The sequence below is a fragment of the uncultured Algibacter sp. genome, from assembly GCF_947495925.1.
Classification (GTDB): domain Bacteria; phylum Bacteroidota; class Bacteroidia; order Flavobacteriales; family Flavobacteriaceae; genus Algibacter_E.
In genome coordinates this window covers 95189-109527 of the sequence record NZ_CANMAU010000006.1, presented here as the reverse complement: position 1 = coordinate 109527, position 14339 = coordinate 95189, and the positions used below count along the sequence as shown (strand labels likewise).

14 protein-coding genes are annotated in these 14339 nt (G+C 34.1%); 6 read left to right on the top strand and 8 right to left on the bottom strand.

What is annotated here, in order from left to right; genetic code table 11:
- Nucleotides 1-26 precede the first annotated feature (26 nt).
- From nqrF to Q0857_RS13335, 6 genes are read right to left on the bottom strand one after another with little or no spacing between them, the layout of a single operon-like run.
- Nucleotides 27-1334 (bottom strand): NADH:ubiquinone reductase (Na(+)-transporting) subunit F, encoded by a 1308-nt coding sequence (nqrF, locus tag Q0857_RS13360; protein ID WP_298536753.1) that lies wholly within the window; start codon nucleotides 1332-1334, stop codon nucleotides 27-29.
- A 1-nt stretch (nucleotide 1335) separates the two neighbouring features.
- Entirely contained in the window at nucleotides 1336-2058 is a 723-nt protein-coding gene (gene nqrE / locus Q0857_RS13355; protein WP_298536110.1) for an NADH:ubiquinone reductase (Na(+)-transporting) subunit E, read from the bottom strand.
- A gap of 48 nt (nucleotides 2059-2106) precedes the next feature.
- Nucleotides 2107-2754 (bottom strand): NADH:ubiquinone reductase (Na(+)-transporting) subunit D, encoded by a 648-nt coding sequence (locus tag Q0857_RS13350; RefSeq protein ID WP_189360638.1) that lies wholly within the window; start codon nucleotides 2752-2754, stop codon nucleotides 2107-2109.
- A 3-nt stretch (nucleotides 2755-2757) separates the two neighbouring features.
- Nucleotides 2758-3504, bottom strand: coding sequence for a Na(+)-translocating NADH-quinone reductase subunit C (locus Q0857_RS13345; protein ID WP_298536107.1), 747 nt, complete (start codon nucleotides 3502-3504; stop codon nucleotides 2758-2760).
- A gap of 2 nt (nucleotides 3505-3506) precedes the next feature.
- The gene (locus Q0857_RS13340; RefSeq protein ID WP_298536106.1) at nucleotides 3507-4733 is read right to left on the bottom strand and encodes an NADH:ubiquinone reductase (Na(+)-transporting) subunit B; all 1227 of its coding nucleotides are present in this window, start codon (nucleotides 4731-4733) and stop codon (nucleotides 3507-3509) included.
- Entirely contained in the window at nucleotides 4733-6088 is a 1356-nt protein-coding gene (locus tag Q0857_RS13335) for a Na(+)-translocating NADH-quinone reductase subunit A (RefSeq protein WP_298536104.1), read from the bottom strand. Before Q0857_RS13335 ends, Q0857_RS13340 begins: the two co-directional genes overlap by 1 nt.
- Nucleotides 6089-6252: 164 nt before the next feature.
- Between Q0857_RS13335 and Q0857_RS13330 the strand changes: the two genes are divergently transcribed.
- From Q0857_RS13330 to Q0857_RS13305, 6 genes are all read left to right on the top strand, one after another.
- Nucleotides 6253-7503 (top strand): DUF5103 domain-containing protein, encoded by a 1251-nt coding sequence (locus Q0857_RS13330; RefSeq protein WP_298536102.1) that lies wholly within the window; start codon nucleotides 6253-6255, stop codon nucleotides 7501-7503.
- A gap of 106 nt (nucleotides 7504-7609) precedes the next feature.
- Nucleotides 7610-7996 carry a Co2+/Mg2+ efflux protein ApaG gene (gene apaG / locus Q0857_RS13325; RefSeq protein WP_298536100.1) on the top strand — a complete coding sequence of 129 codons (387 nt, stop codon included), beginning with the start codon at nucleotides 7610-7612 and terminating at the stop codon, nucleotides 7994-7996.
- Nucleotides 7997-8487: 491 nt separating this feature from the next.
- Nucleotides 8488-9759, top strand: coding sequence for a hypothetical protein (locus tag Q0857_RS13320; RefSeq protein WP_298536098.1), 1272 nt, complete (start codon nucleotides 8488-8490; stop codon nucleotides 9757-9759).
- 303 nt (nucleotides 9760-10062) lie between these two features.
- Nucleotides 10063-10635, top strand: coding sequence for a Crp/Fnr family transcriptional regulator (locus tag Q0857_RS13315; protein ID WP_298536096.1), 573 nt, complete (start codon nucleotides 10063-10065; stop codon nucleotides 10633-10635).
- Between the two features lie 64 nt (nucleotides 10636-10699).
- Nucleotides 10700-11569, top strand: a complete 870-nt coding sequence (locus Q0857_RS13310; protein ID WP_298536094.1) for an SDR family oxidoreductase — start codon at nucleotides 10700-10702, stop codon at nucleotides 11567-11569.
- Between the two features lie 157 nt (nucleotides 11570-11726).
- Nucleotides 11727-12503 (top strand): hypothetical protein, encoded by a 777-nt coding sequence (locus Q0857_RS13305; protein ID WP_298536092.1) that lies wholly within the window; start codon nucleotides 11727-11729, stop codon nucleotides 12501-12503.
- Between the two features lie 20 nt (nucleotides 12504-12523).
- Here Q0857_RS13305 and Q0857_RS13300 read toward each other — a convergent pair whose 3' ends face one another.
- Both Q0857_RS13300 and Q0857_RS13295 read right to left on the bottom strand, forming a co-directional pair.
- Nucleotides 12524-13516: a DUF6695 family protein gene (locus Q0857_RS13300; protein WP_298536090.1), complete on the bottom strand. Its 993-nt coding sequence runs from the start codon at nucleotides 13514-13516 to the stop codon at nucleotides 12524-12526.
- Entirely contained in the window at nucleotides 13509-14234 is a 726-nt protein-coding gene (locus Q0857_RS13295) for an NRDE family protein (protein ID WP_298536087.1), read from the bottom strand. The genes Q0857_RS13300 and Q0857_RS13295 overlap by 8 nt, the downstream gene beginning before the upstream one ends.
- Nucleotides 14235-14339 lie beyond the last annotated feature (105 nt).

Below are 14339 nucleotides of genomic sequence, written 5' to 3'. Positions count from 1 at the left end.
TATAAATTCTATAAAAGCAGGACTTTTTATCCTCCAAAGTCATCAAATCTGATATGTTCGTCTGGGATACCAAAATCTTCTCCCATTTTCTGAACCGCTTTATTCATTAATGGAGGACCACAGAAGTATAATTCTATATCTTCTGGAGCTTCATGCTTACTTAGGTAATTATCAATCACACAATTGTGAATGAATCCAACAAAACCATCTCCTGGAGCATCTATATCGGCTTTAACTTTCCAGTTATCTTCTTCCATAGGTTCAGATAAAGCTAGGTAAAATTTAAAGTTAGGGAACTCCTTTTCTAATTCGTAGAAGTGCTCTAAGTAGAACAACTCGCGCTTAGAACGCCCACCGTACCAATATGTTACTTTTCTACCTGTTTTTAATGTTTTGAATAAGTGATACAAGTGTGAACGCATTGGCGCCATACCTGCTCCACCACCAACATAAAGCATTTCACTTTCGGACTCATTGATAAAGAATTCACCGTAAGGCCCTGAAATAGTAACTTTATCTCCTGGTTTTTGATTGAAAATATAAGATGAAGCAACCCCAGGGTTTACATCCATCCATCCGTTTTTAGCACGATCCCATGGCGGACATGCTACACGAACGTTTAACATAATCTCACGTCCTTCAGCTGGAAAAGAAGCCATCGAGTATGCTCTCTCAACAGTCTCAGTATTTTTCATAACTAAAGGCCAAAGACCAAACTTATCCCATTCCGTTTGAAACTTATCAGGTGTTTCATGCTCTTCAGGATGCGCTGTAATATCCATATCAGAATATTTCACTTCACATGGCGGGATTTCTATTTGAATATACCCTCCTGCTTTATACCCCATATCTTCCGGGATTTCAACTACAAACTCCTTAATAAAAGATGCAACATTATAGTTTCTTACTACAGTAGCTTCCCATTTCTTAATTCCAAATACCTCCTCAGGAATTGTAATATTCATGTCTTGCTTCACTTTTACCTGACATGATAAACGGGCACCATGTTGTAATTCTTTTCTTGAAAAGTGAGGGGTCTCTGTTGGAAGTGCTTCTCCTCCACCTGATAATACGTGACACTCACACTGGATACAAGTTCCACCACCACCACATGCCGATGGTAAAAATATTTTCTCTCCACCTAAAGTAGATAATAAACTTCCTCCTGAAGCTACTTCTATTTCACGCTCACCGTTTATGGTAATTTTAACTGGGCCAGAAGGTGATAATTTTTGTTTTACAAATAATAGTAAGGCAACTAACAACAACGTAATAATTAAAAACGCTATTACTGTTACTACAATTGTTCCTGTTGTACTTGCGGCTAAAATCATATTACTCATTTACTTTTATGTTGTTAGCTATCTCTTTTCCTTTTTCTAAATCATCTGTAGAATCTTCAACGGTTGCCGTTTTTTCTTCTTTAGCTCCTTCATCATCGCCACCAGTTAACATGCCTCCAAAGCTCATAAAACCAATTGCCATTAATCCTGTAATGATAAATGTAATTCCTAAACCTCTTAATGCAGGTGGCACATTTGAATATCTAATCTTCTCGCGAATAGCGGCAATTGCTAAAATGGCTAAAAACCATCCTATTCCAGAACCAACACCGTAAGTTGTTGCTAATCCTAATGTAGGTATTTCTCTAGACTGCATAAATAGCGAGCCTCCTAAAATAGCACAGTTTACCGCAATAAGTGGTAAAAATATACCCAGCGAGTTATACAGTGAAGGTGAAAACTTCTCCACTACAATTTCAACTAATTGCACCATGGTCGCAATAGTTGCAATAAACATAATAAATGACAAGAAGCTTAAATCGTAATCTGCATATTCAGCTCCTAACCAAGCTAATGCCCCGGGCTGTAATAAATACTGATCTAATAACCAGTTTAAAGGTACAGTAATAGCTAGTACAAAAATAACTGCAGCTCCAAGACCAACAGCCGTACTTACTTTTTTAGACACCGCTAGGTAAGAACACATTCCTAAGAATGTAGCAAATACCATGTTGTCTATAAATATTGATTTGAAAAATAATTCTATATGTTCCATATTCTATATGTTGATGAAACCCTGTGAAAATTCAGGATAACTAGTCAATTAATGATCTTCTACTAATGCTGTATTTCTTGAACGTTGAATCCAAATAATGATACCCACTACAATTAGTGCCATTGGCGCCAATAACATAAAACCGTTATTCTCATACCCAAAAGCATAAACTCCTGTTTTCTCAATAGGATCTCCTAGAACTTTAAATCCTAATAAAGTACCAGCTCCTAATAACTCTCTAAAGAAAGCAACTATAATTAAAATCACACCGTATCCTAAAGAGTTTCCTATTCCATCAAGGAATGAACGCCAAGGTCCGTTTGCTAAAGCAAAAGCTTCAAAACGCCCCATAATAATACAGTTGGTAATAATCAATCCTACAAAAACCGAAAGCGTTTTACTTAACTCATAAGCAAAGGCTTTAAGTACCTGATCTACTATAATTACTAAAGCAGCAACTACAATTAACTGAACGATAATTCTAATTTTAGATGGTATAATATTTCTCATTAAAGAAATAACCACGTTTCCTATACCAAGTACAAACAATACTGAAACAGACATTACAATAGCCGCTTCTAATTCAGCTGTAATTGCTAATGCTGAACATATACCTAGTACTTGAATAGTAATAGGGTTATTATCTGCTAAAGGATCTTTAATTAATGCCGCGTCTTTTTTTGATAAAAGTCCCATAAATTAATTGTTTTTTAAGTTTTCAAAATAAGGCACATACTGCTTTAACTCAGATTTTAACATGGCAGAAACTCCATCTCCTGTAATCGTTGCTCCAGCAATGGCATCTACTTTATTATCGCCTTTATTTTCATTTTTAGGATCGTTGTTACCTTTTGCAACAGTAATACCTTTAAATTCTCCACTGTTCATTAAGCTTTCACCAATAAAATCGTCCATAAAGTAACGTTGCTTGATATTAGCACCTAATCCAGCAGTTTCACCTTTATGATCAAAATAAGCACCTTGAACCACCATGTCTTTATCCATAGCGATATAAGCCCAAATGGCATCCCAAAGTCCTTTTCCTCTAATAGGCGCAATATAAAATGTTTTTCCATCCTTCTCACCAACAAATAAAGGTAATCGGCGTTGGTTACCAGCTTTGGCACTAGCTTGTTCTTTTTTAACATCAATTAAATAAGCATTTTCATCTTCAGAAACCTTATCCCCTTGAATAACTAATTGCTTAGATATATATTTAGAAAACAATTCTGGAGCTTCAGCTGTAGAAACAAAAACAGCACTGCTTTCATCGTTTGCATTAACACCCATCGCATACAAAATATTTTGTTGCTTTTCTAAACGCTCATTATTATCAATTCGTGGTCTTAAAGCAGAAGCTGTAAAGGCCAATAATCCGCCTACAACAATTACCATAGCGATGGCAAAAATTATAGTATATACATTTGAATCCGTTTTTTTACTCATAACTAAGCTGTTTTTGCTTTTAAACGTTTCATTCTTTGTTTAACATTACCTTGAACCACATAATGGTCGATAGTTGGTGCAAACACATTCATTAATAAAATGGCTAACATCACACCTTCTGGATATGCCGGATTGAATACACGAATCAAAATTGAAATAAATCCAACTAAGAAACCATAAATCCATTTTCCTTTGGTTGTTTGTGAAGCCGTAACAGGATCGGTAGCCATAAATACGGTACCAAAAGCAAAACCTCCTATTAATAAATGCTCCCAGAACGGTGCACTCATTAACCCATAAAATTTGCTGCTTTCTGAAATTATACCTGCAGAAGCCACTTGATTAAAAATTAATCCCATAACCACAGCTCCTAGTACAGAAGACAACATGATTCTCCAGCTTCCAATTTTTGAGAAAATCAAAAACAAACCACCCAATAAAATTAATAATACCGAAGTTTCACCTACTGAACCTGGAATAAAACCTAAGAACATATCGGCTGCACTGTAAGCAACCTCCTTACCTTGCGCAAGAGTTCCTAAAATAGTCTCTCCAGAAATAGCATCTAAATTCTCACCTGCAGCAATAGCTTGATCTCTTTCAACCGCACCATGCACCCATACTTTATCTCCTGACATCCATGTAGGATATGCAAAGAATAAAAAGGCTCTAATAGTTAATGCTGGATTAAGAATATTCATTCCAGTTCCACCAAAAACTTCTTTCCCTATAACAACACCAAAAACTACCGCTACTGCTAACATCCATAATGGAATATCTACAGGAACAATAAGTGGCACAAGCATCCCTGTTACTAAGTAACCTTCTTCAACTTCGTGCCCTTTTATAATGGCGAAAATAAATTCAATACCTAAACCAACTCCATAAGAGATTATGACTAATGGTAAAATTTGCCAAAATCCAACCAAGAAATTATCGATAGACCAAAATTCTGGACTAAAAAAACCTGCAGTAACTGCCTGAATATCCCCTAATGCAATATGATGTTGATAACCGGCATTAAACATACCAAAGATTAAACATGGCACCATGGCCATGATAACTGTATTCATGGTACGTTTTAAATCATCAGCTCCCTTTATATGAGTCCCATTATGAGTAACCTCATTTGGCAAGAATAAAAAAGTGTGGATTGCAGAAAACGCTGGTAACCATTTCTTATCCTTATTCTTTACCTTAAAATCGTGTAATTGCTTTTTTAAACCCATTATCCTATTTCTTTAAGCATTAAGTCTAAACCTTCTCTTATTATTTTTTGATGTGGTTGTTTTGATACACACACAAATTCTGTCAATGCAAAATCCTCTGGAGCTAGCTCATACATCCCCAAAGCTTCCATTTCATCTAAATCTTTATACATACAAGCTTTTAAAACTTGCATTGGATAAATATCTAAAGGAAAAACCTCTTCATAAGTCCCAGTAGTTACAAATGCTCTATGCTCACCATTAGTATTCGTGTTTAAAGCGTATTTTTTATTGGGGTTTAACCAAGAAAATGTAAGCGCTCTAGAGATAGATAATTTGTTAAAAATGGGCTTAGTCCATCCAAAAAACTCATAATCATCACCTTCAGGAATTATTGAGATAATATTACTATAGTAATCTAAACTACCATCGGCTTGCACTTGCTTACCCGACAATACGTTACCAGAAATGATTCTATCATTACCATTTTTCGCAACACCTTTATCGTAGATCATTGTAGCTACTTCGCTTCCAATAATCGTTTTGAAATATCTTGGTTTTTGAACTGAAGACCCCACTAGAGCAACAACACGTTCCGCATTGAACTTACCAGTCAATAATAACTCACCAATTATGACAAGATCTTGAGCGTTTACTGTCCAAACAATTTCACCTTTGTTTATAGGATCGATTTTATTAATCTGCGTTCCCACATTCCCAGAAGGATGCGGTCCAGATACTTTATGTAAAGTAATTCCTGAAAGACCTGCAAATGGTGAATTTTCATTTTTACCAACCGAAACATGAACTTTACCATCAGTAAGTTTACCTAAAGCAGCAACAGCAGCTTGCAATTCAGCTTCTTTACCTTTTAAGGTAAAATCCAAGTTGGCAGCTAATGGTGCGCTTGCATATGCCGAAATAAAAATAGCTTTAGGCGCTTTTTCGGGATTTGCAATCACATCATACGGACGTTGTTTAATAAATGCCCAACAGCCTGATTCAAGTAAACGTGCTTTTACTTCTTCAGCTTTAGCTGCATCAACATTAAACTCCCCATAATCTTTGTAAGATTGTGTCTTGTCTGCTTCAATTTTAAGAGCATCAATGCGTCTTTTTGGTCCACGAACAACCTCAACTATTTTACCCGATACAGGCGATGAAAACTTAATCGTTTCATTAGCCTTATCGTAAAACAAAGCATCTCCAGCTGTAACTGTAGTACCTTCTTTAGCAATAAGTTTTGGAATAACGCCGTGAAAATCTTCTGGTCTTATGGTGCAGTAGTTACTGATAATCGCTTGTTCCACGGTTTTTTCAGCTTCACCCTTAAGTTTAATGTCCAGACCTTTTTTAATACGGATGTCGTTTGACATATTTATTTAATTGAAATTAGTTGTCTAAAAATCGGTGCAAAAATACGGATAATTAATCAAATTTTCACTCTAAAAATAGTCTGCTTATTATTTATTTTGATTCTAAATAACCATTTCTAACTACGGTATGAAATTTGATTATATTTACAAAAAATATGCTTTAAATGACATTAAAAACCCGGTCTCATTTTATCGTTTTCTTACTCCCTATTTTCCTTTTTGCTCAAGTAGAAGAAGTCAACCCTCCAGAATATATAAAAACGGTAAACTTTGGAAGCGATAATGAAGAAACTCAATTACCTATTATAAGTTATGGCGACTATGTTTATTTAGAATTCGATGCGCTAAACGGTAACGAGGATGATTTCTATTATAAAATCAAACATTTTAATTTTGACTGGACACCATCTGTTTTGGTTCAATCAGAATACATGGAAGGGTTTGACAACCAACGCATAAGAAACTATGAAAATTCATTTAACACCTTACAAATCTTTTCGCACTACAAACTCACCATTCCTAATAACGAGACAAGGCGACTTAAAGTTTCAGGAAATTATATGTTATTTATTTATGACAGTAATGGCGAACTCTTATTTACGCGTAAGTTTATGATTTATGAAGATCGAGTTGGTGTTGGTGTAGCTGTAAAACGCTCTAGAGATATTAAGGTTATTGAAGAAAAACAACGTGTTGAATTAGTAGTAGCCTCAAATGGCATGCAATTAAACAACCCTTACCAAACAGTTAATGCTGTCATTATTCAAAACAACAATCTCAACACCGCTATAAAAAACATAAAACCTCAATACACTCTGGGAAGTGATTTGGTTTATAAATACGATTCCGAAACCAGTTTTGGAGGAGGTAACGAATATTTTTATTTTGAAAACAAAGATGTGCGTAGAGCTAGTAACGGGGTACAACATATTGAACTTAATGATCTTTACGAGAATTTTCTATTTACCAATGTTTCTAGAGCAAACCAACCATATACTTACTATCCTGATATAAACGGTAACTATGTAGTTAACAATCTTGATGCAACTAACAATAGTACTGAGGCTGATTATGTATGGATCCATTTCTCATTAATGGCCACCGACGCTATTATAGATAAAAATGTTCACGTATATGGAAGTTTTAATAATTATGCTATTGACGATAGTACGCTCATGACCTACAATGCTGAAAGGAAGGCTTTCACGGCCGCCATTCTGTTAAAGCAAGGATTCTACAACTATAAATACGTCTTAAGTGATTCTAACAACAAAGTAAATGAAGGATTAATTAGCGGCAATTTTTGGCAAACAGAAAACAGTTATAAAGTTCTTATTTATTATAGGGAGCTTGGCGCTCGTTACGATCGTATCATTGGTTTCGGAGAGGGTAATTCCATCAACATCACCAATTAAAGTAACCGTTTGTCTAATATTTCTATCAAACACGTTAAAATTTGCTTCAACAATTTAATATTTGCTATTTTAGCGACCTTAAATACATTGTATATCAATAGTTAACATGGTTCAACAAGTTACAAGCGGGATAAAAATTACTGTAGAAACTAACTTCGAAGGCTCGTTTTATAAAAATTATAAAATTCAGTATGCCTTTGGGTATACTATTACTATTGAAAACCAGAGTAAAGATTCCGTGCAACTTAATGCACGTCATTGGGAGATTCTAGATGCTTTAAATAACATTGAAACCGTTGATGGCGATGGTGTAATTGGCAAAAAACCGGTATTAAAACCCGGTGAATCTCATACTTATACTTCAGGCTGCTTACTCACCTCTCCTTTTGGCGCTATGCAAGGTTATTATAGTATGGTCAATTTTACCACTACCAAAAAATTTGATGTAGCTATTCCATTGTTCAAGTTAAGCGCTCCTTTTGCTATTAACTAATAATTAGTATTTATTTTCTATATTAAGTTAAAAGCAAAAAATAGTTTTTAAAGAGGTCTTCCTCTGTTCTTTTTTGTGTTCACAAATTCTTTTCACTCCCAAGAATTTGAAGCTAACTATTCCAATCTAGACATTATAATGCACGAGGAAAATAATTTTGGTGGACCTTAAAAATATGGTAAAGTCTAGGATTAGGAAATTAGGAGATGATTATCAAAGCCATTATTTATTTCCAAAATGAGTTCGTAGTTCTTAAATATTCTATGGCAAAAGACAAATACGCTCTTTACCCAATTCCAATTGAAAGTGAATAGAATTTGATCGACTATCCAAGAAGAAAACAACAAACTCAACAAATAAAATTTTAATGTTGGGTATTCAACAATTATCATTAGATTTAATCTCTACTTTTTGAGATATTTACCATCAAAACATGATAAGTATCTTGATTTGTTTAAAAAAATTCAATAGATAACCGACACACTTTGATTATGACATTAACATCTTTCACAACAAAAAAAATTAGTATTGTTTTAGTCTTGATAGTTACGACTTTATTCTCTTGCCAGCAGGTAAAAACAGATGAGAATCAAAAAGAACAAGAAGAATCTTTCGAAAGCGCTTCTTACACACGTTTTCGCGAAGGCAAAATACTTTATGAAAAATACAACGAGTTTAATACGCAATTTAAATTTGTAAAATTAGAAGGATTTGAATTTGAAGAAGGTATTGAACGCTATTATCCTTCAAGTGTCATAAAAGTTGATAGCACATACTATATGTGGTATTCCAAGCCTCAGTCTAATACAGAAGTGGTTGGTCCCAATAAGGCTACAAATTCCCTAAGAGCTTTTCATTGGGACATGTGTGATGTATGGTACGCCACCTCCACTGATGGATACAAATGGGAAGAACAAGGTATTGCAGTTAAGCGAGGTGAAACAGGACGTTACGACCATCGTAGTGCTTTTAACCCAGAGGTATTGATTGTAAATGGTAAGTATTATTTGGCATATCAAGCAGCCGAAAGTTTAAAGCATGCACGTTGGGGGAAAACTTTTCCAACCGCAGGTGATTTTACACCAAATGTTATTGGTATGGCCGTTGCTAATTCCCCAAATGGTCCTTGGAAATCATTAGATGCACCAATTTTAGAACCCGGAGCTCAAGATGCTTGGGATGGAGAAGTGATACATGAACCTACTTTCTTTGTTAAAGGAGGTCAATATTATCTATACTATAAAAGCCATGGTCGTTTACCTTGGACACCGAATATCTCATCAGGTGAGTTTAATAAAGAACATGCCGATATACCACTTGCAACAGGTGTGGCTATTGCAGATAACCCAGAAGGGCCCTATATCAAATCAAAATACAACCCCGTGTTAATGGGAGGTCATGGCGGAATGGTATGGCCATATCGGAACGGAGTATGCGCTACTTTGCCCGAAGGACCAGAAAGAAATAGTATTCTATTTTCAGAAGATGGTATAAATTTTCATCCTGTTATCCAAGGAATTACTGTTCCTAAGGGAGGAGGCGCTTATCGATCAGGAAACTTTACTGATGTTGATTTACAACCTGGACAAGGCTTAACGTGGGGTGTTAGCCATGCGTTATACCCCTACTACCATTTTGTGCGTTTTGAATGTAATTTATCTTTAGAGCATGGTAATGATGTTCAGAAAGCTTATCAAATTATTCAAGATTACAAGAATGGAGATGGATATGATTATAACCCCAATCTAGACATCAAAAACTAATTGGGTTTAAAGTGATATTTAACACATAAAGTGTTTTAACATAACTCTTTCTTAGTAAAAGGCTTTGAGTATTTAAATTTAAAAAACAAGAACTTGAGGCCTTATTTGTACATAACCGGAATAACACCAAAAATAAATAGCTCGTATAAAAACGTACAAAGGTTTAAGAAGCGGGAACCGAATATACTGATGTATTAAACAATTGAATGTAATGTTTTACTATGTACCCCTAACCATAGCTTAACAGATACACCTTCATAGGCTTCTTGCCCAAAAATGTTGTTGTCAACATGAACTAACAATATGGAAAAACTAATTGAGAATATTAACACTTATATTTCTCTTAACGAAGATGAAATTTCTCAACTCAAAAGATCTATTGAAAAGAAGACTTATAAAAAGAACGAAATCATTTTCACTGAAGGAAAAGTATCTAATAAAATCTATTTTGTGATTAATGGATGCGTTAGGCTTTTTTATAATGTAGAAGGAAAAGACAAAACTGCTTTTTTTTACACAGAAGGTCAATTTATTTGTGCTGGAGAAAGTTACACTTTTAATATTCCAGCTATAGAAAATTATCAAGCCGTTGAACAAACGGATGTATATATATTCACTAAATCGAGAATTGATAAATTATTAAGTAAGGTCCCAAAAATGGAAGTGATTGCAAGAATAGCCACCGAAAACGAACTTATTACTTGTCAAAAAGTAATAGCCTCTTTTGTCACAAAGTCAGCTGAGGAACGCTATAAAAATTTGTTAAATAAGCAAGGGGAATTATTTTTACGTGTGCCTCAGCGATACATTGCTTCTTTTTTAGGAGTCTCTCCAGAAACACTTAGCAGAATAAAAAAACGAGTACATAAGATTTAGATAAACTTGACCGTCGTCAAGAGAATCCAAAAATTGAACATCTATTTTTGTACAAAGAAAAATAATGAATACAAAAAATGCTTTAGTAGCTGGGGCCACAGGATATTTAGGTAAATACCTTGTAAAGGAGCTTAAAAAAAGAGGATATTGGATTAGAGTATTAATCCGTAAAGAAGAACAGAAACATATTTTCGATTCGGTAGATGAGTTTTTTGTTGGTCAAATCACAAAGCCCGATACCCTAAAAGGAATTACAAAAAATATCGATTGGGTATTTACAACTTTAGGTATAACTCGGCAAAAAGATGGAATGACTTATATGGATGTCGATTATAAAGGTAATTCTAACTTATTGAAAATGGCCGTACAAGACAAAGTCAAATCTTTTCAATATATATCTGCTATTAACGGAGATAAATTAAGACATTTAAAAATATTTGAAGCTAAAGAGAAGTTTGTAGACGAACTAAAAGCATCAAAACTTGACTATTCAATAATGCGCCCTAACGGTTTTTTTTCAGATATGGGTGATTTTCTTAAAATGGCAAAAGGAGGAAGAGTGTATTTATTCGGGCATGGAAACTACAAACTAAACCCCATAGATGGTGAAGATTTAGCTAAGGTATGCATAGATAATATGGAAAAAAAGGTTAAAGAAGAAACTGTTGGAGGAATTGATGTATTTACTCAAAATGAATTGGCAGAGTTAGCCTTAAAATCGTGGAAAAAACCAATTAAAATAAGTCATCTTCCCGATTGGATAAGACAATTTACAATTTGGTTTTTAAGAACATTTACCTCTTCAAAAACTTACGGTCCCATCGAGTTTTTTTTAACGGCAATGGCTAACGACAACATTGCAACAAAATATGGTTCAAAACAACTTAAGGATTTTTTCGAATTAGAAGTACTAAAAATGAAAAACCATAATTGAAAACAAATGTAAAAACTTAGTAAATCTGTAAGTTATTAAAAGTAAACAATTAAACGAATTAGTCTTAAAAAACTTGACAAATTGATATCTATAAAGATTAATTGAGCAAATAAAGGAAAAATACATCAACAACCTTTATATTTATTCTTTCTAAAAAATGAAAGTTTTAAATCTTAATAATTGTATCCATTTCGTTAAATCATTAATACTATTAGTGATCTTATTCTTGTCGGATTCTCTTCTTAGTCAAGAAAAAAATATTCAAGAAACTGTTAATATTCCTGAGCCTCTTATGTTTGATTTGGTTAGGGGTTTAGGCGCTAAACAAGGAGAACTAGAAATCAATTCTTTAGCCGATTTTCCATTAAACAATAATTCAGAACGTACCGTTGAGTGGGCACCAGAAATCGAGTATGCACTCTTCAATAATTTTGCAGTAGAGCTCGAATTCCCATTTGAAAATCTAGAATTAGAAGCTTATAAAATGGCCATTCAATGGACTATAGGCGCATCAAAAAACAACAAATTTATTCACGGAATTCAGATTATTGGTGAAAAATATATTCATGAAGATATTCTTGAAATGAACTTCCTTTATGTTCCTGCTTATAGATTTAGTAAGGTTTGGAGTGCTATTGGTTTATTTGGTTTCATGACAGAATCCGGAGCCGATGCTCCTGAAAAGAATTACACTATTATTTTAAACACCTCTGTTTTTGCAGATATTAATAAACATACCGTAGTTGGTGTCGAAATTAATAATTCGGACCCTACAATTCAAAAAGTAGATAGCAACGAAATGGAATTACTTATTTTACCACAAGTACATTATGAATTTGAAAGCGGTTTTTCGTTTCAATTTGGAGTTGGTCCCAAATTCATGGAAAACAGAACTAATGCCTCCGCCGTTTTAAGAGTTATTAAATCTTTTTAAAACACTTTCCTTACTACTACCTAAACTTTACGTGTAAATTTAAAAACCGCACCAGATTGTTCTACATGAAAAAACGCGCAGTTGGAATAATGCACAATTTCAAATGCTGAATGATAATTAAAACCACCACTTTCTATTCTAAAAACAGCATCAACATCAATATTTCCATAAGGAGAAACACGTCTGTAACGGTACTCAAATTTATTAGAAGTTTCGTGTAGCTCAAACCAAGCTCCAGCTGCAATTCCTGAAAGCCATTGAGCAGTATCATGCAATCCCTCAACAGTTTTTGGTTCTTGTGTTCCAACTAAATTAATTTCATGGTCCTTTAGTTTATCTAAAAAACAACGTAGGTTCTCACTCTTTTGAGAGCCTTCGAATTGAGAAATAACACCAGCTTCTGAAACCTCATAAACATCATTTTCCGTATCGGCTAACAACACATTACCTACCGTACTTGGTGTAAACCATTTTGAGCTTTCAAGTTTCTTTTTAATTGACATTTTAGTAACAGAAGCAATTAAAGTATCTGTTACAAATCGGGCACAATTACAGGCTTCTTTTATAAAAGCAGCATACCTTATAAAATGCTTGTTTTGCATTTCCGTAATATGCGCTCTTGCCAAATCATAATCAATAGCATTACAAACCGATGCTACCAATTTTCCTTCTCCATGTGTTATTTTAGGATGTGTTGCTAAAAACTCTAAAATGAGGTCAATATTTTTTATGGTTTCTCCATCCACAATCGCCTTCATAGGGAAATGCAATTCGTTATCAGTATCCCTTCCACGAACACGCCCCGTAGGTTCTGGAGTAATATATCGCCCAAAATCATGATATTCTAAAATACCTGTTCTTTTTTCTATAAGCACCAATGCTGCATGACCAGCACGTAAGTAATCTTTTTTACCCACACCTATATATTTCAAAAAAGGAGAAAACCACTCTTCTGAAACCATAACAATAGTATCTGGGTATGCTAATGTTAAAATTACACCCGTATTATTCATTTACAACTTGTGGTATATTGAAAGTATTGGTCAAAACTGAGTTACTACCCAAATGTTCATAGCGCATTTTTAAATTATCTTGATATTTTTCTATCTGCGTAATGCTCGTTGTTTTTACAAAACCACGATCCATAACCACACCATAATCTGTATTTCCTTGTCCTTCAGACTTATGAAAACCTAATAAAGTTTCCGAATTCAATAAATTTTCAGATTTAAAGGCTTCAAACCAAGCTAAACGTTCTTTTTTCATAGCGAATGAATATAAAGTAGATGATGACCAAATTTTGGGTTCTAATGGTAAACCTGAAAAATGTTTTTGCTCGCCATCCCAAACCAATTCGTATAATTTTAAACTAGTGCTCCAATCCGCAACTACCATAGTAAAAGGTTCTATATCACTAAAATTATATTGATCAACTGTTTTCAAAACATCATCTGAAAGCATAAAATCATTCGCGACCACCCCCCTACTCAATCTATAATTTGATTTTCTCTGATGACATTCAAAACCACCGTTAAGCACACATACCACTCTGCTCTTTTCGCTAATACCTATCCATGTTCCCCCTGCTAACTTATCTTTTGGAAATAACATTTTAGTCCCATTTACCAAATAATAGTCCGGAGGTAGCGCAATTCTATTTGGGGCTTCATCTCGATTTTGAGTCAACACAAAATCTTTATTTTTCTTTGGAATAAAAGTAAGGGTACACATAAATTCTGTAGTCTTAAAACCGAAGAGCAACTTACAAAAAATAAATAAAATTTAACGTGCTTTTAAGAACCATCTAACTCTATTTATAATTTGAAAATTCTTAAA